We start from the raw sequence: 20,518 nt of genomic DNA, 5'->3' as shown, positions 1-20,518 counted from the left end.
CCGGGTCCGGGCTCCACGTCTTCTCGAAGGCCTCCATAGTACGAGAGTCATCGTAGTTTGACATCTGCCGTACTACGAGGTCTATCGTACGAGCCGTACCGAAGCCCATGACGAATGGAGCCCGCCGTGAGCGCGCTGTTCGAGCCCTACACCCTGCGATCGCTGACCGTCCCCAACCGTGTGTGGATGGCGCCGATGTGCCAGTACTCGGCCGAGGTGTTCGGGCCGAACGCGGGTGTGGCCAACGACTGGCACTTCGCCCACTACGGGGCGCGCGCCACGGGCGGCACCGGCCTGATCCTCGTCGAGGCGACGGCCGTGAGCCCCGAGGGCCGCATCAGCCCCGCGGACCTCGGGATATGGAACGACACGCAGGTCGAGGCGTTCCGTCGCATCACCGGCTTCCTGAAGACCCAGGGCACCACTCCGGGCATCCAGATCGCCCACGCGGGCCGCAAGGCGTCCACCGAGCGCCCCTGGAAGGGCGGCGGACCCGTCGGCCAGGAGGAAGGCGGCTGGCAGCCGCTGGCGCCCAGCGCGCTCCCCTTCGACGAGGGCCACCACCTGCCGCACGAACTCAGCACGGAGGAGATCCGCGACGTCGTCGGCCAGTTCGCCGACGCGGCCCGGCGCGCGCTGGACGCCGGCTTCCAGGTGGTCGAGATCCACGGCGCCCACGGCTACCTCATCGGCGAGTTCCTCTCGCCGTTCTCCAACCACCGCACGGACGAGTACGGCGGCTCCTTCGAGAACCGCACCCGGCTCGCCCTTGAGGTCGTCGACGCCGTCCGCGCCGTGTGGCCCGAGGAGCTGCCCCTCTTCTTCCGGATCTCCGCGACCGACTGGCTGACGGAGAACCCCGAGGACGAGCGGGAGGGCTGGACGGCCGACGACACGGTCCGGCTCGCGAAGGAACTGCACGCCCACGGCGTGGACCTCCTGGACGTCTCCACCGGCGGCAACGCCCCGCGGGCGCGCATCGAGGCGGGCCCCGGCTACCAGGTCCCGTTCGCCGCGCGGGTGAAGGCGGAGACGTCGCTCCCCGTGGCGGCCGTCGGCATGATCACGGACCCCGGGCAGGCCACGAAGATCCTCGCCAACGGCGAGGCCGACGCCGTGCTCCTGGGCCGCGAACTCCTGCGCAACCCCTCGTGGGCCCGCCACGCCGCGAACGACCTCGGCGGCGATGTCGCCACGCCCCAGCAGTACCACCGGATGGTCTGAGCCCCACGGGCCGGGCCCACTTCGCCGCAGCAGCCTTGGCCAAGGGTCGGGGACTGGGGTCATCCCTAGGTGACTCCCCGAAGCGACGGCCGGGCCGGGGTTCGTACCGTGGCGCTGTCGCGATGTGTCACGGTTCGGGGCCCGTACCGGCCCTCGGGAGGGCGTTGTGCGCTACGTCATCGAGGTGTTCCGCTCCCCCGGGGGCGTGCACGGCAATGTGGTGGGTGAGGGCTGCGCTGAAGCGGACGGGGGCCCGGGCCACCGCACGCCGTTTCATGGCTGGCTCGAACTGCTCTCGCTGCTCGAACCACCACCGGACCCCGCGTCCACGGAGCCCGGAGAACGCGCTTGCGCGGCGGGGGACGACTCCTGTGACGCCTGATGCCGCCTCGCGCGAACCGGCTCCCCGGGTGTGGGGAATCGGCTTGTACCGAGAGCGGTTTCGGCATCATCGTGGACGTTCAGGGCCATGCGCCCGGCACGGGTCACCGTCACAGTCGTGGGTCCCGTACCGGGTGCCGACATGTGGGGGCGGTGATGACGTCCGGCGACATTCTGAACAGCCATGTCCACGCACCGGCGCCCCATGAGGCGTTCTCCGGCCGTACACGCGAACTCGCGGCGCTCCAGGAGGAGTTCCGCCAGGCGCGCGAGGGTGCGCCGCGCCTCGTCCTGATCGACGGGCCCGGCGGTATCGGCAAGTCGGCACTGGTGCGCAGGTTCCTGGACACCGCGGGCGACGCCTGCGTGCTCCAGGCCAGCGGCGACGAGAACGAGAGCGCGCTGCCCTGCGGGGTGCTCGCCCAGTTCGTCGGCCAGAGCCCGATCCCGCTGCCGGACTGCCTGGGCTCCCTGGTCCGCACGCCGCGCTCGGCGCCCGGCACCCTGCCGCCGCTCGCGGCCGGCTTCGGACTGCTCGACCTGCTGAGCGAGCTGCAGGACAAGGGGCCGGTCATCCTGGTGCTCGACGACGCCCACTGGGCCGACTCCGCGTCCCTGAACGCGCTGACGTTCGCGCTGCGGCGGCTGCGCGTCGACAAGGTCCTCGCGATCGTGACCGCGAGGGACCCGCAGGCGCCCCAGCTGCCGGAGGGTATCCGCAGGCTGCTGGCCGACGTCCGTACCCGGCGCATCCCGCTGCACGGGCTCACGCCGGACGAACTGGGCTCCCTCAGCGCACAGATGGGCGGCAACCGGCTCCCGCACTCCGCGTCCGTACGTCTGCGGGACCACACGCACGGCAATCCGCTGCACGCCCGCGCGCTCCTCGACCAGGTGCCCGCGCACGTCCTGCGGGACGTCACCACACCGCTGCCCGCGCCCCGTTCGTACGCCATGCTGGTGCTCGCCAACCTCGCGGAGTGCGGGCCCCAGGCGCTGCGGCTCGTCCAGGCGGTCAGCGTGCTCGGGCTCTCCTGCCCGCTGATCGTGGCGGCCTCCCTCGCGCGCGTCACCGCACCGCTTCCCGCGCTCGAACGCGCCGTCAAGGCAGGGCTGTTGAAGGAGACACACCCGGGCGCCGCGCCCGAGATCGCCTTCCCGCACCCCCTCGTCCATGCCGCGGTCTACCAGGACATCGGCCCCGCGCACCGGGCCGATCTGCACACGCGGGCCGCCGCCCTGGTCGAGGACGACTACGCGAGCCTGCGCCACCGTGTGCTGGCCGCCACGGGCCCCGACGAGCATCTCGCCGCCGCCCTCGCCGCCTGCGCGCGGCGTGAGGCGGCCACCGGGCAGTGGGCGGTGGCCGGCACCCATCTGAGGCACGCCTCACGGGTGGCGACGACCGACCTGGAGCGCGACCGGCTCGCCGTCGAGGCGGTCGAGGCCCTGCTGCTCGACGGCCGTGTGCACGAGTCGGCCGAGCTCGCGGCGGGTCTTCCGGCCGGCGCCAACCCGGCGTTGCGCGGCTACGTACGCGGCTATGTGGCGCGCGTCCAGGGCCGCATGGAGCAGGCGCAGACGCTGCTCGTCGACGCGTGGAACCAGTGCGACCACGAGAGCGATCCCTCCTTGGCGGCGCGCGCGGCCGAGCAGCTGAGCTATGCCGCCGTGATGCGCGGGCGCTCATCCGATGCCGCCCAGTGGGCGGAGCGCGCCCAGCGGCTCTCCACCCTCCAGGGGCCGAGCCGGATGCTGCGCTTCAACCACCTCCTCGCGCTGGGCCTCAGCGGGTTCGCCAAGAAGGGCATCGAACTCGCCGGTGACCTTCCCGATCCGCTCCTCGTCCCGCCCGCGAGCATCGATCTGCTCCTCGCACGCGGTCAGTTGAGGCTCTGGTCGGACGATCTGCTGGGCGCGCGTGCCGACTTGCAGGGTGCCGTGGCCAACTGCCGCAGGGGAACGGTGCCGTTGCGGCTGCTCTCGGCGTCCGCGCTCGCCCAGACCCTTCACCGGCTCGGCGACTGGGACGAGGCGCTGATCCACGCCGAGGCGTCCGCCTCGATAGCGGACGACACCGAGCAGTCGTGGCTGAAGCCCGTCACGCACGCCATCGCGAGCTGGATCCTCTCGGCCCGCGGCACCTGGGACCGCGCGTCGGTGCACCTGCGGCTGGCCCTGGACGCGCCGGGCTGCGACGAGACCGCCCTCGCCTACGCGTACGCGGCGACGGCGCACGGGGCCTACGCCGAGGCCCGCGCCGAGCCGGAGCGGGTCGTCGAAGCGCTGCGGCCGCTCCTGGGCTTCGCCACGCACGACGGGGTGAACGAACCGGGCGTGGTGTCCTGGCGTGAGCTCCTGGTCGACGCGCTGATCCAGCTCGGTGAGCTGGCGGAGGCCGAGGCGGTCCTGCTGCCCTTCGAGGAGCGGGCACAGGCCCGCGGGCAGCACGGGGCGCTGTCCGCCGCGGCACGGGTGCGCGGCAATCTGCACGCGGCGCACCGGGAGACGGACCGCGCCCAGGCGTCGTACCTGCGTGCGCACGACCAGGCGGCGCAGCTCCCCTCCCCGTTCGGCCGCGCCCGGGTCCAGCTCGACCACGGGGCGTTCCTGCGCAGGATCGGCCGGCGCTCGGTCGCCGTGGCCCAGCTGCAGGCGGCGTACACGACGATGAGCCAACTGGACGCCGCGCCCTATCTCGCCCGGTGCGAAAGGGAGTTGGACGCCTGCGGGCGTGCGGCGCCACCGCGGCCCGCGCACGACGCGGCGGACGCCGGCTCCGCCGCCGAAGGGCTCACCCCGCAGGAGCTGGCCGTCGCGCGCCTCGCGTCACAGGGCTTCACCAACCGGCAGATCGCCACCGCGCTCGCGCTGAGCGTCAAGACCATCGAGTACCACCTGGGCCACACGTACACGAAGCTCGGCATCACCTCGCGGATCGGGCTCGTGCACCACTTCGCCCCCCAGGACCGGCGCACGTCCTCCTAGCCCTCCCCTGGCCGGAGCCCCGGCACACCGGGGTTATCCCTGGGCGGTTCCCTGAGGCACCCCTGCCGCGCCCGGCGTAGTTTCTTGCCTGGTCAGGGGATGGGATGCACAACTGGGGGTGTTCAGATGGCTGTCACGGACCGTCCGGGGGTACGCGGCGACGCGCCACCTGCCCTGCGTCTGCGGCTGCTTGGGGGATTTCACCTCAGCCGCGGCGAGGGCGACGGCGGCGGGCAGGTCGACGTGTCCGCCAGCGGGCAGCAGCTGCTCGCACTCCTCGGGCTCCGCGGCCCCGTGACCCGGTCGGCGCTCGCGGGGACCCTGTGGCCCGACGTCACCGAGGAGCGTGCGCGGGCCTGCCTCCGTACCGCCATCTGGCGTCTGAACGACGCGAGTTCGGCCGTCGGCGCCCCTCGGCCCGGGGTGCTCGCGCTCAGCCGGTGCGTCCGGCTCGACATCCAGGACTTCACCGCCACGGCACACCACATACTCGCGGCCCCGGCCGAGGGAACCGGGGCCGCGTGCTCCGCGCTGATGGGCATGGGTGAGCTGCTGCCCGGCTGGCACCAGGACTGGGTGGTGTTCGAGCGCGAGCGGCTGCACCAGCTGCGGCTGCACGCGCTGGAGGCCCTCTCGGCGCGGCTCGTCGTGCGCGAGCAGTACGCCCCCGCCCTGGAGGCCGCGCTGGAGAGCACCCGGATCGATCCGCTGCGCGAGAGCGCGCACCGTGCGGTCGTGACGGTGCACCTCGCCGAGAACAACCTCGCGGAGGCGGTACGCCACTTCAAGGCGTTCCGCGGGCTGCTCCGCACGGAGCTCGGCATCGAACCCTCGGAGCAGTTCCGCACGATGGTGCGGCGCGCGCTGACCTGACGGGCGTTACGGGGAGGCGGGGCAGCCATGGTGAACGGGACCGCGGGGGTTCCTCAAGAACGGGTGACGCACCACCACGTCACCGCCGGCCTGTCCGTCCGTGCGCGCTCGGGGGCGCACGGGCCGCAGGTCGATCCACCCACCCCTGCCGGCCGCGTTGGGGGACGCGGCCGGCAGGCCACCGACGTTCCGCCACGCACGGTCACGGGGGTGCCGAGCGCGGCAACGGGGGCAGGGACGTCGGACCCGGCGGCGGCCGGGAGGCACTGTGCCTCCCGGCCGTCGCCGTTCCCCCCGGTCATTCCCCCTGCGGGTGCGCGGGCCCGTCGTGTGGGCTCCTGAGCTCCTTGATGGCCGTGTCGACCGCCTTGTGCGGCAGCCCGGTCCTGCGCGACAGGTCCTTCGGCTCCATGCTGCTCAGTACGTCGTCGACGCTCTTGTCCTCGACGCTCGCGATCTCCCACACGTAGCGCTGGACCCGGTCGACCGGATCGGCGGCCCGGGACCGCACCGCCGCACCGGCGTTCCCCGCCACAGGCGGGACGATGCCGGCGCGTGCCGCGATGCCCGGCCGGGGCTCCTGTTCGAGCCAGGTCGTCCAGACGCCGCGCCCGACCAGGTGTCCCGCCGCGCTCTCGGCCACCGAACCGTCCTGGAGGATCCCGGGGTCGGCCGAGTCCGCCCGGACCAGGAGGCGGCAGGAGGCCGCGAGCATGGGCGGTGACGCGACCGGCGGCACCGGCTCGTCGAGCAGGGTGCACAGCGCGGCGATGTCCGGCTGGACGGGGGCGTAGTGGACGAGCCGCTCCAGGAGGCTGCCGATCCGCCCCAGGTCGGGGTTCTGGTGCAGCAGCAGGGCATGGGCGCCGATGATGCCGAGGAAGGGATTGACGTTCCGCGCGTCGAGCAGGCCGAGCAGCTGCCGCGTCGACACGAGGTCGATGCCCTGCCGGAGCCCGGAGAGCGCGGCCTCCATGGCTAGGTCCGGGGTGCGGTCCGTCGGCTGCCAGCCGACGCCGTGGGGCACCATCTGGATCGAGGCGAACTGCGGTTGCGGGCCCTGGGGTCCGTTGCTCACGAACACCAGGGTCGTCCATCCGTCGAGCACGTGCAGCGCCTGCGCGAGGGGCAGCCCGTCGGCGGGCTGCCTGCGGGTCCTCAACCGGTAGCCGCCGGGCGGCAGTTCGCCGCTCCAGGCCGACCACTCCTGGCCGCCGGACGGCTCCCAGCCACCGGCACCGCCGTCCACGGGCCGACCGTGCTCGTCGGCGATCTCCAGGGCGAACGGGTCGAGCTGCCAGCCCCTGCGCAGGTTCCGGACGAGGACCATCAGGGTCGGCGGGCCCCCGCCGTGCGTCGCCTCGGTGCTCCAGCGCATCGCGGCCGCGCGATGGTCCTCTCGGGTCGTGGGGGTGCCCTCGACCGGGGTGGCCGTGGGCATGCGGGGCAGCGCGAGCCGCTCGACGAACGGTTCCGTGCCGACCTCGACGAACCGGCTCTCCACCTCTCCGCCGAACCGCTGCTCTATGCGGTAGATGCCGGGCGGCAGCGTGGTGTCGATGGTGCCCATAGCGTGCGCCACCTCACGGAACGCGGAGTCCGTGACGGTGACGAGGACCGACGGGGTGTCCGGTATCACGACGAACGGCACGTGTTTCGCCGTCTCCTTCCGTACGCGCCGCCGCTCTTCCCGTGCGCGCCTCCGCTCCTCAGAGCTGGACACCATTCCCACCGCCTGTCATTACCTCGAAGAATCCACCGTTGCGGAAGTCGTCCGCCGCCCAGCTCTCCGGCGTCACCCGGTACAGGCCCGGGGCGAGCCTCTCGACGCGTTCCCCGTCGTCGACGAGCAGCCTCAGGGGTTCCTCGTCGGGGTCACCGCCGCGCAGTTGCACCCAGCCCCGGAAGCCGTCCGGGAAGCACAGCGTCACGGACGGCATGCCGTCCTCCACGTCACGGGCGAAGACCATCGGGGCGCTCCCCTTGACGAACCTGGGCTGCTGCGGGACCAGCAGGTGTCTGGTGCGGTCCTCCACATGCCGTACGACGTAGTCCGCGAGGCTGTCGGAGGTGATGAGCCCCTTGCGGTCGGCGCTGCGGCCGCCGAGACCGTCGAGGAGCGCGGTCGTGAAGTGCCCGCGCGCCAGGTCGGGGTCGGCGTTCTGTTCCTCGTAGGCCGGGTCTCCCTGCGAAGTGGCGTACCCGACGAAGCAGTCGACCTTCTCCAGCGCGCCCACCGTGGTGGTGAAGGGCGGCCCGAAGGGGAACATCGAACCGTTGCCGCTGCTCGTACGGCAGCAGTCGGCGAAGCAGACGATCTCGCGGAACGGCGACGAGGACTCGTACCAGTCCAGGTACTGGCCCACCGCGAGGTGATTGCCGAGCAGGTCGAACGCGGCGTTGGCCATCAGCAGCGCGGTGCTGTTGGGCGGCGTCATGAAGCCGTGCCCCGCGAGGAAGAAGTAGAGCCTGGTGCGCTGCCTGGACGCCTCCCATTCCTCCTCGGGCCGGTCCTCTATGGCCCGCTGGACCGCGGTGTTCGCCCGGTAGAGCGCCTGGTCGACGTTCTCTCTGGTCGGTACGGCGCACATGAAGTCCGCGGTGCGCTCCTGCTCCTCGGTGGCGGTCACCAGCGTGACGTTGCCTTCGGGCACATCGCCTCCCCCCGGGTCGACGAGCCAGTCCCGGAACCGGACCGCATCACCCCGCGCGGCCTGCAGGTCACTGATGGCCGGATAACGGTTGATGCCGACGACCACGGCGTAGTGCAGGTCGTTCATCGGACTTCTCCCCCTACGTTCAGTCCTCGTGCCGTCAGTCCGCGAGCATCGCCGCCACGCTCGCGAGGACCTGCGGGTCGTCGTCGAACGCGATGTGGCTCCGCGCCCCCGAGCGCAGGCCGGGGCCGCCGTCCCCGGGCGACCACACCGTGCGCGCGGGGTCCGCCCGCAGGAAGCCGCGCAAATCGTCGGAGTCGGGCCCCGTGGCGGCGGGGTCGAGGTACCAGTGCTGCATGCCCGCGACCGGCGTGACGGCGGTCTGCAGGGACGGCCCGCGTTCCAGGACCCCGGAGATGAAGTAGAGCAGCGACCTCGGATACAGGAACGGCACCAGGTGGTCGGCCTGCTCCGCCCTGTCGGTCATGGTGAACATCCGCAGCCGGTCGAAGAGTTCGGACTGGCGGCGGACCACGGGTGCGAGCTGCGCCACCGTGCAGGCCGGCGCGAGGAGCACCACGTCCCGCAGCCGGAAGTCGGCCGGAAGGGGATCGTCGGCGGCGGCACGCCTGCGCACGAGGTCGTCGAGCAGGTTGCCGATGAACACGGCGCCCGCGCTGTGGCCGACCACGGTCACCTGGGGGCGGGTGCCCGTGGAGAGCAGCTCGGCGAACCGGTCCAGGAAGTACCGCCCGGCGCGGACCTCGTCGTCGTCGGCGGCGAAGGTGTCCGCGGTCTGCTGCTTCATCGCGTCCCAGATCGCGGCGCCCACGTTGGCGAGGTAGAACTCACGGAGGATCTCCTCGACGACCGTCGGGTAGAGCCCGTGGTCGTTGCGCTGCCGGTAGCGGCCGACGACGGCCGCCACTACGCGCACGGTCTTGCGCACCATCAACGCGGTGCTCACCAGGGCACGTTCCCCCGTGCCCGCCCTGGCCACGAGGTCGGCCACGACCTCCGGTGACATCAGTGTGGTCGCCGCGGCACGCCCCCCGATGACGTCTCGCGCCGCGGCGACCGGCTCTGTGGTGCTGCTCCCGGCCCGTGGCAGCACCGAGTTCACGATCTCCCGGGTGCGTTCGGCCAGTTCGGTGTCCGCCGAGAGTTCGGCGGCGATCTGCCGCTCCTCGGTTTCCTTCAGCGGCGGTACGTCCGGCGGTGCGCTCAGCCGGGCGTAGGGCTCCTGGCCCGCCCGTACCTGGGCGAGTTCCGCTTGGACGGCCCTCGGGGTGGGAGTGGCCACCACCCCGAGAGCACGCTGCCCCGGCTCCTTGAAGACCAGGCCCGTGGCGTAACGAGTGACCCTGTTGAGCAGCGTCCTGAAGACGCTCTCGTTCAGGATCTGCGGCAGGTTGCCCCGCAGGGTCTCCAGGAGGCCGCTGCTCCACACGAAGAAGACGGGGTCGGCGCCCGCCGCCTCGTACACGGGCGCGAGCCGGTGGGCGGTGGCGAACCCCAGCGTGTCGTCGATGAGCCCGCCGTGGAAGTGGAGCACCACGCGCGGCCGGTCCTTGAGCCCGGCCACGAGCTCGTCGATGTCGGCGGTGGTGGTCGAGGCGAGCCGACCACCCTGCCGGGTGTGGATGCACCGCTCACGGAAGGAAGCCATGCCCAGGAAGGTAGGGCGGCGCCACCGCCCCGGCATCGGGGGCCATCTCAGGGAAACCCCTGACTAGGAACCCGAGGGGGCACCCATCCACTCGGCCTCGTACCCCGCGTACGTCCCGTCGTGCGTCGCGAGGTGCGTGAACTGGTCGACGTACTCCTTGAACGGCTCGTCCCCGCGCGGCAGCGCGTAGGCCTTCTCCGAGAAGGTGAAGGGCTTGTCGGGGTGGAGGGAGCAGAGCTCGGGGTGGATCTTGGACTGGTAGCGGGTCTCGCTGGCGTCCGTCATCATCACATCCGCGCGGCCCGCGACGATCTCCTGGAAGATCGTGGTGTTCTCGGGGTGCAGCTTGATGGCGGCCTGCTTGATGTTCTCGCGCGCGAACTGCTCGTTCGTGCCGCCGGGGTTGACGATGACGGTGGTGCCCGGCTTGTCGATGTCCTTGAGCGTGCCCTCGCCGAACTCGTCCTTGTCGGCGCAGCGCACGATCGGCGTCTTGCCGTCCTCGCGGGTCGGCTCGCTGAAGTAGACCTGGCGGGCGCGGGGCAGGGTGATGGAGACGCCGCCGACCGCGATGTCGCAGCGGCCGGCCGCGACGTCCTTGGTCAGGTTCGCCCAGGTCGTCGGCACGTACGAGGGCTTCGCGTCGAGGCTCTTCGCCAGGTCCTCGGCCATCTTGATGTCCACGCCGCTGTACGTTCCGTCGGCTGGGTCGAGGTGGGTGAAGGGGCGGTAGTCGCCGGTCGTGCACACCTTCAGGACGCCCGACTTCGGCACGGAATCGAGGAGGCTTCCGTGGTGGCGGTCCTTGCCGCGCCCGGTGTCGGGCGACGCGGGCGCGGCAGCCGTGACGGCGAGCAGACAGACCAGGGCGGACAGGGTGGCGGCACGCTTCACGGGGGCTCCTCCGGACGGGTTCGCGGCTCGAAGGGATCACCTTCGCAGAAGCGATCTGGGCGGTGAAGCCCCTTCTCATCAGGCGAGCGGCGCCAGTTGGGTCGCCGTCAGGTCCGGGCCCGCCCCGGTTTCGTGGGCGTCCTCGTCGAACGGGTAGAGCGGGCGCTCGACCCGGTGGTGGCCGAGCCGCAGCAGGTCCTGGTCGACGCCGCCCGGGGTGAGGGCGAGGAGCCAGTCGGCGGCCATGTCGTAGAGCTCGGGCTCCAGGTAGCCGATCTTGACGACCACGAGGTCGAAGGTGCGCGGGTCGATGCCGAGGCCGCCGTCCGCCGGGCCCATGAAGTCCGCGAGGGTGTGGAAGGGCTTGCGGCGCTCGACCAGGATCACGGTCACTCCGCCGGTGCGCACCGCCGCCATGTCGACACCCCGGTCGTACGCGCCGCCTTCCGCGCGGTCCTTCTGCTCGGTCGCGCGCTGCAACGCCACGACGGTGCCGGTGAGTTCGTACGGTCCACCGTGGTTCGCGTCGACCTTGCCGCCCACGCTCAGGGTGACCTCGGCACCCACTCCGGCCTCGAAGCAGCGGGCGACGGCCACCGGGTCGGTGATGCCGGGGTGGACGGCGGTGACCTTCCCGGAGCGGATGGAGTCGTTCTCCAGGAGCTTGCTCAGCATGTACGCGAGGTCGCCCGCGCCGCCCGCCGTGGGGTTGTCGCCGGAGTCGCTGATCAGGAAGGGCCGCTTCTCCGAGGCCACCGCCTTCGCGACGCACTCCTCGGCACCGCCGGTCGGGCCGACGAAGACGAAGTCGCGACGCGCGTCCCAGTAGCGGCGGGCCAGCTTCCCGGCCTCCGCGGCGGCCAGTTCGGCGTCGTCGCCGGTGACGACGATCGCGGCCTTGCAGCGCGGTTCGTCCGCCCAGGCGTAGCCGACCCACATCGCGGCGTCGAGGATGCCGGGCAGCTTCTCGATGTCGGCGAGCGAGGCGTAGAGCGACTTGGCGGGCTCCAGGCGGGTGCTGGTCTTCTCGCCGGGCAGCAGCACGGGCACCTGCACCCAGGCGCGGTGCGGCCTGACTCCCTCGCGCAGGCAGCGTACGAGGTTGCGTGCGGCGCGCTCGCGGGTCTCCCAGGCGTCTTCGTGCGGGGCGAGGCGGTGGGCGGTGAGCAGGTCGATGGGCTCGGCGAACCGGCGCGAGACGTTGCCGTGCAGGTCCATGGCGGTCGACATCATGGGGCGGCCGCCGTCGGGGGTGCCGACGGAGTCGAGCGCGGCGCGGACGGCTTCCGTCAGGTCGGCCTCGGCGTCGGTCAGGCCGACGACGCTCATCGCGCCATGGATGTCGTGGACGAGACCGTCCAGGGGGCCCGCCTCCCGTATGCGCGTGACCAGTTCGTCCTTGAGGATCAGGTACGACTCGGCCTCGACCGGACCGCCGGGCAGCGAGGTCGCGTGCAGGAGCGGCACCCATTCGACCGTGTTCGCGAGGTCCGATCCGGGCCGGGTCCAGGTGTAGCGGTCCAGGAGGTCCTGGCCGCGGGTCTGGCGGAAGTCGTCCGTGGTGGAGCGGTGCGGGCAGAAGGTGGAGGACTCGATGCCGATGCCGCCGATGCCGATGCGCAGGCGGCGCTGGTTCGATGCGGGGGTGGTCATGCTTGGACGCTCTCTTCCTGGGACGACGGGTCCTGTGGGGCCGGGGTGGTCGGCAGGTTCTGGCGCAGGGCGGTGAGTCCGGCGCCGAGGAGGCCGGCGTCGCGGCCCGTCACGGTGGTGGTGATCTCCAGGTCCGCGGTGGCCAGGGGCAGGCAGCGCTCGTAGAGGACACCGCGTACGGCGGCGACGAGCGGTTCGGCGGTGGCGAGTACGCCGCCGAGGGCGACGGCCTGGGGGTTGAAGAAGTTCACGACGACGGAGAGGACCGTGCCGATGTGCCGTCCCGCCGTGCGGACCAGGGTGGTGGCCTGCGGGTCGCCGTCGGCGACGAGCCGCAGGAGCTCGGTGGTGTCCGCCACCTCTACGCCCTGCTGAGCGAGTTCGCGGATGAGCGCGGCGCCGCTCGCCACGGTCTCCAGGCAGCCGATGTTGCCGCAGCTGCACGGGCGGTCGCCCGCCGCCTCGATGCGCACGTGGCTGATGTCGCCCGCGGAGCCGCCCGCGCCGTCGTGCGGGCGGCCCGCCACGATGACACCACTGCCGATGCCGCGGCCCGCCTTGACGACGACCATGTGGTCGAGTCCGGGGCGTGCGGTGCGGTGTTCGCCGACGGCCATCATCGTGGCGTCGTTGTCGACGGTGACGGGGATGCCGAGGCGTTCGGCGAGGACGTCGCGCAGCGGGTAGCGGTGCCAGCCGGGCATGCGGGACGGGCTCAGGACGCGGCCCTCGGCGGGCTGCACGGGGCCGGGAAAGGCGACACCCAGGGCGCGTACGGTGCGGCCCGACTCGCGCTGCCGGGCGCCCAGTTCGGCGACCTGCCCGCAGAGCCAGTCGACGGCTGACTCGGGCCCCGCGGTGATGTCGTGCGGCAGGTCGACGGCGTCCAGGACGGTGCCGCCGAGGTCGACGACGCCGATGCGCGCGTGGTGGCTGCCGAGGTCGGCGGCGAGGGCGACGCCGCCCTGTGCGTGGACGCGCAGGAGGCGGGGGCGGCGGCCACCGCGTGACGCTCCCTCGCCGGATTCCGTGAGCACGCCGGCGGCGACGAGTTCCTGCACCCGCAGCGACACCGTGGAGGGGGCGAGCCCCAGCTCCCGTACGAGATCGGCCCGCGAGGAGGCGGCGCCCGAAGAAACCAGCTGCAGGATGTGCTGGGCCGACCCCGGTTCGCCGTGCGGTGTTCCGGCCATGCCGCCCCCAGTTGCTTCGATCAGTTCTTTCGACATCGGGACGAACACTAAGTCCCTTCAAACCAAGTTGGCCAGACCCTCCCAATTTTGAGACTTCTTGCCGAACGAAGCTCTTGACTTGATTTTGTCGCCAGATCTAGCGTTCAGGCGCCGCCCGCCGATCTCCGGCACGGTCCGGCTCTCGCATCCTTGGAGGCCCTTCGCCATGCGCTCTAGGCGATCACGTCCCCGCGCTCGGCGCCGCGCGCTCATAGCGGCGGCGGCAACCGTTGCCGCGCTCGCCCTCACGGCAGTGACCGGCTGCACGCAGGAGGGCGGCCGCGTCGACATGGGTCCCACCGGCGGCACTCCGGTCGAGGGCGGCACCGCCACGATGGCCCTGCCGCCCGCCGCGACACCGAACTGGATCTTCCCGATCGGCGCCCCCGGTTACGGCGCCTCGTACAACTACGGGATCCAGTCGCTGCTCTTCATGCCGGTGTACGACGCCGTGCAGGAGAAGGGCGAGCTGACCACGCACGGCCCGAGCACGCTGGGCCGGGAGCCGAAGTTCAGCGACGCCAACAAGACGGTGACCGTGCCGCTGCGCGAGGGCGTGAAGTGGTCCGACGGAGAGCCGGTCACCTCACGCGACATCGAGTTCTGGTTCAACCTCGTCAAGGCCAACAGGACGAGCTGGGGCAACTACTCGGTCGGCACGATGCCCGACAACGTCAAGCGGTTCGAGGCCGTCGACGACCACACCGTGCGCCTGCACCTGAGCCGCGCGTACAACCCGGACTGGTTCACCGCCAACCAGCTCACGCTGATGCGGGCCCTGCCCCAGCACGCCTGGGACGCCAAGACCGAGGGCGGAAAGATCGGCGACTGGGACCGCACGAAGGACGGCGCCAAGACCGTCTTCGCGCGGCTCACGCGGCACGCCAAGAGCCTTGGATCGTACGGCTCCGACCCGCTGTGGAAGACGGTCAACGGGCCCTGGAAGCTGGCGGGCTGGCGCGACAGCGGCCAGGTCACCATCGTGCCCAACGAGAAGTACACCGGCCCGAAGTCGCAGCGTCCGCACCTCGACAAGGTCGTCTTCAAGCCCTTCACCACCGCCGACTCCGAGTACAACGTCCTGCGTTCGGGGGGCGTCGACTACGGCTACATCCCGCCGTCGGTGGTGGCGCAGAAGGAGAAGTTCCAGGAGAAGGGCTACCGTGTCGATCCGTGGGAGGGCTGGGCGGCGACGTACATCGTCTACAACTTCAACTCCACGCACGCGGGCCCGATGATGGACCAGCTCTACATCCGCCGGGCGATGCAGCATCTCGTCGACCAGAAGGCGATGAGCGACGTCATCTGGCAGGGCAGCGCGACGCCGACGCTCGGTCCGGTGCCGGTGACGCCGAAGAGCCAGTACCTGTCCAGGGCGATGGAGAAGAACCAGTACCCGTTCGACGTGCGCGAGGCCCGGCGGCTCCTCACCGCGCACGGCTGGCGGACCGAGGACGGCACCGCCCGCTGCGTACGCCCGGGGACGGACGCCGACGAGTGCGGCAAGGGCATCGCGGGGAACGCCCCGCTCGAACTCACCCTGCTCTCCCAGTCCGGATCCACCGAGACCACGAACATGATGCAGGAGCTCAAGTCCTCGCTCTCCAAGGCCGGGATCGACCTGACCGTGCGCCAGCAACCGCTGAACTCGGTGCTCGGCAACTCCGTCCCCTGCACGGCGAAGGACCCCGGCTGCGACTGGGACATGTCGTTCTTCGGCACGGCCGGCAGCTGGTACTACCCGCTCAACCCGAGCGGTGAGCAGCTCTTCTCCACCGGCGCTTCGGCCAACTTCGGGAACTACAGCGACAAGAGGGCCGACCGGATCATCCGCGGCGTGCAGTACTCCCCCGACATGAAGGCCGTGCACGAGTACGGCGAGTACCTGGCCGAGCAGCTGCCGGTGATGTGGATGCCCAACCCCGCCTACCAGGTCTCCGTGATCCGCAACGACTTGCGGGGCATCAGCCAGAACCCGACGGTCACCTTCGCGCCGCAGGACTGGTACTACGTCAAGAAGAAGGGAGCCGACAAGTGACCGGCTTTCTGGTCAAGCGCTTCCTTCAGGCGCTGGTCGTGCTGTTCCTGGTCTCGATCATCGTCTTCACGCTGCTGCACATGCTGCCCGGCGGCCCCGCGCGCGCCATCCTCGGCCCGAAGGGCACCCCGCAGCAGATCGAGACCTTCAACCACCAGCAGGGATACGACCGTTCCCTGCCCGCGCAGTACGTGATGTACCTGAAGCGGCTGTTCACCGGCGACCTCGGCGAGTCCTTCAAGCTCAACTCCCCGGTCTTCGACCTGCTCAAGCAGCGGCTGCCGAAGACCCTGCTCCTGACGGTCCTTTCCACCGCGCTCGCCGTGGTCATCGCCGTCCCGCTCGGCCTGCTGCAGGCCGTGCGCCGCGGCAAGGCGTCGGACTACGCGATGACGGGCATCGCCTTCCTCCTGTACGCGACGCCGGTGTTCTTCCTCGGTCTCATCATGATCATCCTGTTCGCGCAGGTGATGCCGATCCTCCCGGCAGAGGCACCCCAGGGCGAGAGCGTCGGCGAACTCCTGGGCGACTTCACTGGGTTGGTGCTTCCCGTCGTCACCATGGCGTTCGGCATCGTGGCGATGTTCAGCCGCTACATGCGCTCCGCGGTCCTCGACAACCTCACCGAGGAATACGTCCGTACGGCGATGGCCAAGGGCCAGTCGAGCCGCCGGATCATGGTCCGGCACGTCCTGCGCAACGCCCTGATCCCGCTCGCCACACTGCTCGGCCTGTATCTGCCGACGCTGTTCAGCGGTGCGCTCGTCGTCGAGTCGATGTTCAACTACCCCGGTATGGGGCTGCTGTTCTGGAACGCGGCGCAGGGCTCCGACTTCCCGGTGCTGCTCGGCGTGACGCTCGTCGTCGGCATCGCCACCGTCGTCGGCTCGCTGCTCACCGACATCCTGTACGCCGTCCTCGACCCCCGGATCCGGAGCGTGGCATGAGTACCGCGACCGCACCTGTCAGCCCGGACGCCGCTCCGGGCAACGAGGCGGCGGCCCAGGCCACGCCCTCCCTCGCCCGCCGCACGCTCCAGGTCTTCACCGGCAACAAGCTCGCCCTGACCGGCGTGGTGGTCCTGGTCCTGCTCCTTGCCTTCAGCTACCTCGGGCCGCTCCTGTACTCCACCGAGCAGACGCACACCGACCTGTCCCGGGCGAACCTCGCACCGGGCAGCTCCGGCCACCTCCTGGGCACCACCGACCTCGGCTACGACATGGTCGGCCGGCTGATGGTCGCCGGACAGACGTCCCTCGAAATCGGCCTGGCGGCAGGCCTGTTGGCCACGCTCTTCGGGACGGTGTACGGCGCCGTCGCGGGCTACTTCGGCGGTTGGGTGGACGCGGCCATGATGCGGATCACGGACGCCGCGCTCGCCATCCCCGCGATGTTCCTGCTCGTCGTGGTCGCCGCGATCATCACGCCCAGCAAGGGCGTCCTCATCGTGATCATCGCGTCGGTCGCCTGGCTCTCCCCCGCCCGCCTGGTGCGCGGCGAAGCGCTCTCGCTGCGCGACCGCGAGTACGTACAGGCGATGCGGATGATGGGCGGCGGCGGCGCGCGGGCCGTGTTCAAGCACATCGTGCCGAACGCGATCGGCACGATCATCGTCAACTGCACCTTCCAGATCGCCGACGCCATCCTCTACGTCAGCTATCTGGCCTTCCTGGGCCTGAGCATCCCGCCGCCGTCGGCCGACTGGGGGTCGATGCTCTCGGCCGGCATCACCTACACCCAGAACGGCTACTGGTGGCTGATCTTCCCGCCGGGCATCGCGATCGTCCTGGTCGTCGCCGCGTTCAACTTCATCGGTGACGGGCTGCGGGACGCGTTCGAAGTACGGCTGCGGAAGTAAGGGAGAACCGACAAGATGACCGAGCCTCTGCTCAAGACCGAGCCCCTGCTCAAGATCGACGATCTGCGGGTCGACATCACCTCGCGCGAGCGCACCGTCCACGCCCTGGACGGCATCTCCCTCGAACTCGCCCCGGGCGAGGCCCTGGGCATCGTGGGCGAGTCGGGCTGCGGCAAGACGATGACCGCGCTCAGCGTCCTCGGACTGCTGCCGCCCGGCGGCGAAGTCACCGGCGGGCGCGTCCTGTTCGACGGCCGGGACCTGGCCGCGGCACCCGCGCCTGTCCTCCAGGACGTACGGGGCAACACCATCGGCATGGTCTTCCAGGACCCGCTCACCTCGCTGAACCCGACGATGACGATCGGGGCGCAGGTGGCCGAGCCGCTGATCCTGCACCGCCCCGAGCTCAGCAGGAAAGAGGCGTGGGCACGGGCCGAGGAGATGCTGCGCCTGGTCGGCATGCCGCAGCCCGCGGAGCGCATGAAGGCCTATCCGCACCAGCTGTCGGGCGGCATGCGCCAGCGCGTGGCGATCGCCATGGCGCTGGTCTGCGAGCCGAGACTGCTCATCGCGGACGAGCCGACCACCGCCCTCGACGTGACGACCCAGCACCAGATCCTGGAGCTGATCGACGGCCTGCGCGAACGCCTCGGCATGGCGATGATCCTGGTCACGCACGACCTGGGCGTCATCGCCAACCGGGTCGACCGGGTCGCGGTGATGTACGCGGGCAAGGTCGCCGAACAGGCCGATGTGCGCGGCCTGTTCGCAAGACCCCGGCACCGCTACACGGAGGCCCTGTTCGCCTCGCTCCCCGAGCGGGCCGCGGACAGCGGCACCGCGCTGCACACGATCCCGGGCCTTCCGCCGAACCTGGCGGTGCGCCCGACCGCATGCCGCTTCGCGCCGCGCTGCACCTTCGCCACGGACGAGTGCCGTACGACGGAGCCGCCGCTCACGGACGACGAAGTGCGGGGCGGCGAGCACCGGTTCGCCTGCTTCCACCCCGTGCCGGACCATGCCTCGGAGGAGGAGGTCGTGGTCCCGCCGGCCGTGCCCGCCCCGCGCGCACCCGGTGACGTGCTCCTCGAACTCGACTGTCTGGTCAAGGAGTTCCCCCTCAAGGGCGGTACCTTCTCGCGCAGCCGTGGCACGGTGAGCGCGGTCGGCGGGGTGTCCCTGACGGTCCGCAAGGGTGAGACGTTCGGCATGGTCGGCGAGTCCGGCTGCGGCAAGACGACCCTCGGGCGGATCGTCGCGGGCCTGGAGGAGCCGACCGCCGGGCACGTGACGTTCGAGGGGCACGACCCGGCGCGGATGTCACGGGCCGAGCGGCGGGCACACCGGCGGCGCGTGCAGCTGATGTTCCAGGACTCCACGGCCGCCATGGACCCCCGGATGCGGGTGGGCGAGATCCTGCGGGAGCCGCTCGTCATCCAGGGTGTCGGCAGCCGCGCCGACCAGGAGAAGCTGATCGCCGAGCTCCTGGACGCGGTCGGCCTGCCGCGCGGCGCCGTGCACCGCTACCCGCACGAGTTCTCCGGCGGCCAGCGCCAACGCCTGGGCCTGGCACGGGCGTTGACGCTCTCCCCGGATCTGGTGGTCGCGGACGAGCCGGTCTCCGCGCTGGACGTCTCCGTGCAGGCGCAGATCCTGAACCTGATGCGGGAGCTGCAGCGGGAGCGCGGCCTGACGTATCTGTTCATCTCGCACGACCTGGCGGTGGTGCGCCACCTCGCGGACACCGTCGGCGTGATGTACCTGGGCAAGCTGGTCGAGTCGGGCCCCGCCGAGCAGGTGTACGCCCAGCCACTGCACCCGTACACGCGGGGGCTCCTGGACACGGTCAACCTGCCCGACCCGCAGGCGGCGGACGGCCTGGACCGGGCTCCTCTGGAGGGCGAGACGCCGTCGGCGGCGAAGCCCCCGTCGGGCTGCCGCTTCCGCACCCGCTGCCCGGCGGCCCAGGACGTCTGCGCCACCACGGAACCGCGGGTGAGCACGCCGAACGGCCCGGGACACCAGGTCGCGTGTCACTTCCCCCTGTCCGCGCCTCGGCTAGCGTCGGCAGTGTGAAACTCGCGGAAGCACTGACCCGGCGCCCGCTCGTGCTCGACGGCGGCCTCTCCAACCAGCTGGAGGCCGCCGGGCACGACCTGAGCGATGCCCTGTGGTCGGCGAGGCTGCTGGCCGACGAGCCGGAGGCGATCGCGGCGGCGCACCGCGCGTACTACGAGGCAGGCGCCGACATCGCCACCACGGGGAGCTATCAGGCGACGTTCGAGGGCTTCGCGCAGCACGGCATCGACGCGCTGAGCACTGCCGAACTGCTGCGCCTGAGCGTGGAGCTGGCCCGCGACGCGGGAGCGGACGCGGGCCGCGAGGTGTGGGTGGCCGCGTCCGCGGGACCGTACGGGGCGATGCTCGCGGACGGCTCCGAGTACCGGGGCCGGTACGGCCTGACGGTGGCCGAGCTCGAACGTTTCCACCGCCCGCGCCTGGAGGTCCTGGCCGACGCGGAGCCGGACGTGCTCGCCCTGGAGACGGTGCCGGACACGGACGAGGCGCGGGCCCTGCTGCGGGCCGTGCGCGGCTTGGGGGTGCCCGCCTGGCTCTCGTACACGGTCTCCGGCGGCTACACGCGGGCGGGCCAGCCCTTGACGGAGGCGTTCGCGCTGGCCGCCGACGCCGAGGAGATCCTCGCGGTCGGTGTCAACTGCTGCGACCCCCAGGACGCGGACGCTGCGGTGCGCCTGGCCGCGCGGATCACGGGGAAGCCGGTGGTGGCGTACCCGAACAGCGGCGAGACGTGGGACGCGGCCGCCAGGGCGTGGCGGGGCCCCGCCCACTTCACCGCGGGCCGGGTCGCGGGCTGGCGGGACGCGGGGGCGCGGCTGATCGGAGGATGCTGCCGGGTGGGGCCGGAAATGATCGCGCGGGTGGCTGCGGAGCTGTCCGGCAACGGCTGACCCGGGCGTGCCGCGAGGGGCCTGCGGCACACCCGCCGCACCCAGCCCGACCTGCGGGAACGCCGCGTCCGGGGGTGACTGT

The 20,518-nt window shown here is 71.6% G+C and carries 15 protein-coding genes; 9 read left to right on the top strand and 6 right to left on the bottom strand.

Annotated features, from left to right (window positions below; translation table 11 throughout):
- Positions 1–126: 126 nt before the first annotated feature.
- From OG302_RS35825 to OG302_RS35810, 4 genes are all read left to right on the top strand, one after another.
- The gene (locus OG302_RS35825) at positions 127–1,224 is read left to right on the top strand and encodes an NADH:flavin oxidoreductase/NADH oxidase (protein WP_371530560.1); all 1,098 of its coding nucleotides are present in this window, start codon (positions 127–129) and stop codon (positions 1,222–1,224) included.
- 166 nt (positions 1,225–1,390) lie between these two features.
- Positions 1,391–1,606 carry a hypothetical protein gene (locus OG302_RS35820; RefSeq protein ID WP_371530559.1) on the top strand — a complete coding sequence of 72 codons (216 nt, stop codon included), beginning with the start codon at positions 1,391–1,393 and terminating at the stop codon, positions 1,604–1,606.
- 155 nt (positions 1,607–1,761) lie between these two features.
- Entirely contained in the window at positions 1,762–4,593 is a 2,832-nt protein-coding gene (locus OG302_RS35815; RefSeq protein ID WP_371530558.1) for an AAA family ATPase, read from the top strand.
- A 126-nt stretch (positions 4,594–4,719) separates the two neighbouring features.
- Complete coding sequence (locus OG302_RS35810) at positions 4,720–5,466, top strand: BTAD domain-containing putative transcriptional regulator (protein WP_371530557.1); 747 nt, start codon at positions 4,720–4,722, stop codon at positions 5,464–5,466.
- 298 nt (positions 5,467–5,764) lie between these two features.
- On the opposite strand, the gene OG302_RS35805 is transcribed toward OG302_RS35810, so the two are convergent.
- The 6 genes from OG302_RS35805 to OG302_RS35780 all read right to left on the bottom strand — a co-directional run bounded on the left by OG302_RS35805 (position 5,765) and on the right by OG302_RS35780 (position 13,568).
- Positions 5,765–7,117, bottom strand: coding sequence for a hypothetical protein (locus OG302_RS35805; RefSeq protein ID WP_371530556.1), 1,353 nt, complete (start codon positions 7,115–7,117; stop codon positions 5,765–5,767).
- 58 nt (positions 7,118–7,175) lie between these two features.
- Positions 7,176–8,246, bottom strand: coding sequence for a caspase domain-containing protein (locus tag OG302_RS35800; protein WP_371530555.1), 1,071 nt, complete (start codon positions 8,244–8,246; stop codon positions 7,176–7,178).
- A gap of 34 nt (positions 8,247–8,280) precedes the next feature.
- On the bottom strand, positions 8,281–9,792 hold the full coding sequence (locus tag OG302_RS35795) for a hypothetical protein (protein ID WP_371530554.1): 1,512 nt from the start codon (positions 9,790–9,792) through the stop codon (positions 8,281–8,283).
- A gap of 63 nt (positions 9,793–9,855) precedes the next feature.
- Positions 9,856–10,686, bottom strand: coding sequence for a transporter substrate-binding domain-containing protein (locus tag OG302_RS35790; protein ID WP_371530553.1), 831 nt, complete (start codon positions 10,684–10,686; stop codon positions 9,856–9,858).
- 78 nt (positions 10,687–10,764) lie between these two features.
- Positions 10,765–12,339 (bottom strand): M81 family metallopeptidase, encoded by a 1,575-nt coding sequence (locus OG302_RS35785; RefSeq protein WP_371530552.1) that lies wholly within the window; start codon positions 12,337–12,339, stop codon positions 10,765–10,767.
- On the bottom strand, positions 12,336–13,568 hold the full coding sequence (locus OG302_RS35780; protein WP_371530551.1) for an ROK family protein: 1,233 nt from the start codon (positions 13,566–13,568) through the stop codon (positions 12,336–12,338). The genes OG302_RS35785 and OG302_RS35780 overlap by 4 nt, the downstream gene beginning before the upstream one ends.
- A 169-nt stretch (positions 13,569–13,737) precedes the next feature.
- Between OG302_RS35780 and OG302_RS35775 the strand changes: the two genes are divergently transcribed.
- From OG302_RS35775 to mmuM, 5 genes are read left to right on the top strand one after another with little or no spacing between them, the layout of a single operon-like run.
- Positions 13,738–15,609, top strand: coding sequence for a peptide ABC transporter substrate-binding protein (locus OG302_RS35775; protein ID WP_371530550.1), 1,872 nt, complete (start codon positions 13,738–13,740; stop codon positions 15,607–15,609).
- Entirely contained in the window at positions 15,606–16,556 is a 951-nt protein-coding gene (locus OG302_RS35770; protein WP_371530549.1) for an ABC transporter permease, read from the top strand. The genes OG302_RS35775 and OG302_RS35770 overlap by 4 nt, the downstream gene beginning before the upstream one ends.
- Positions 16,553–17,467 carry an ABC transporter permease gene (locus tag OG302_RS35765; RefSeq protein ID WP_371530548.1) on the top strand — a complete coding sequence of 305 codons (915 nt, stop codon included), beginning with the start codon at positions 16,553–16,555 and terminating at the stop codon, positions 17,465–17,467. The genes OG302_RS35770 and OG302_RS35765 overlap by 4 nt, the downstream gene beginning before the upstream one ends.
- Before the next feature lie 15 nt (positions 17,468–17,482).
- Positions 17,483–19,543, top strand: coding sequence for a dipeptide ABC transporter ATP-binding protein (locus tag OG302_RS35760; RefSeq protein ID WP_371530547.1), 2,061 nt, complete (start codon positions 17,483–17,485; stop codon positions 19,541–19,543).
- Positions 19,540–20,436, top strand: coding sequence for a homocysteine S-methyltransferase (gene mmuM, locus OG302_RS35755; RefSeq protein WP_371530546.1), 897 nt, complete (start codon positions 19,540–19,542; stop codon positions 20,434–20,436). The genes OG302_RS35760 and mmuM overlap by 4 nt, the downstream gene beginning before the upstream one ends.
- Positions 20,437–20,518: the final 82 nt, after the last annotated feature.

The sequence above is a fragment of the Streptomyces sp. NBC_01283 genome, assembly GCF_041435335.1.
GTDB lineage: Bacteria > Actinomycetota > Actinomycetes > Streptomycetales > Streptomycetaceae > Streptomyces.
This window is presented reverse-complemented; position numbering and strand designations above follow the sequence as displayed.

What these genes read in the sequence shown, in the direction of transcription:
- OG302_RS35775 (WP_371530550.1), top strand. Translation starts at nt 13,738, where the DNA reads ATGCGCTCTAGGCGATCACGTCCCCGCGCTCGGCGCCGCGCGCTCATA.
- OG302_RS35780 (WP_371530551.1), bottom strand. Translation starts at nt 13,568, where the DNA reads ATGTCGAAAGAACTGATCGAAGCAACTGGGGGCGGCATGGCCGGAACA.
- OG302_RS35785 (WP_371530552.1), bottom strand. Translation starts at nt 12,339, where the DNA reads ATGACCACCCCCGCATCGAACCAGCGCCGCCTGCGCATCGGCATCGGC.
- OG302_RS35810 (WP_371530557.1), top strand. Translation starts at nt 4,720, where the DNA reads ATGGCTGTCACGGACCGTCCGGGGGTACGCGGCGACGCGCCACCTGCC.
- OG302_RS35795 (WP_371530554.1), bottom strand. Translation starts at nt 9,792, where the DNA reads ATGGCTTCCTTCCGTGAGCGGTGCATCCACACCCGGCAGGGTGGTCGG.
- OG302_RS35800 (WP_371530555.1), bottom strand. Translation starts at nt 8,246, where the DNA reads ATGAACGACCTGCACTACGCCGTGGTCGTCGGCATCAACCGTTATCCG.
- OG302_RS35815 (WP_371530558.1), top strand. Translation starts at nt 1,762, where the DNA reads ATGACGTCCGGCGACATTCTGAACAGCCATGTCCACGCACCGGCGCCC.
- OG302_RS35765 (WP_371530548.1), top strand. Translation starts at nt 16,553, where the DNA reads ATGAGTACCGCGACCGCACCTGTCAGCCCGGACGCCGCTCCGGGCAAC.
- OG302_RS35760 (WP_371530547.1), top strand. Translation starts at nt 17,483, where the DNA reads ATGACCGAGCCTCTGCTCAAGACCGAGCCCCTGCTCAAGATCGACGAT.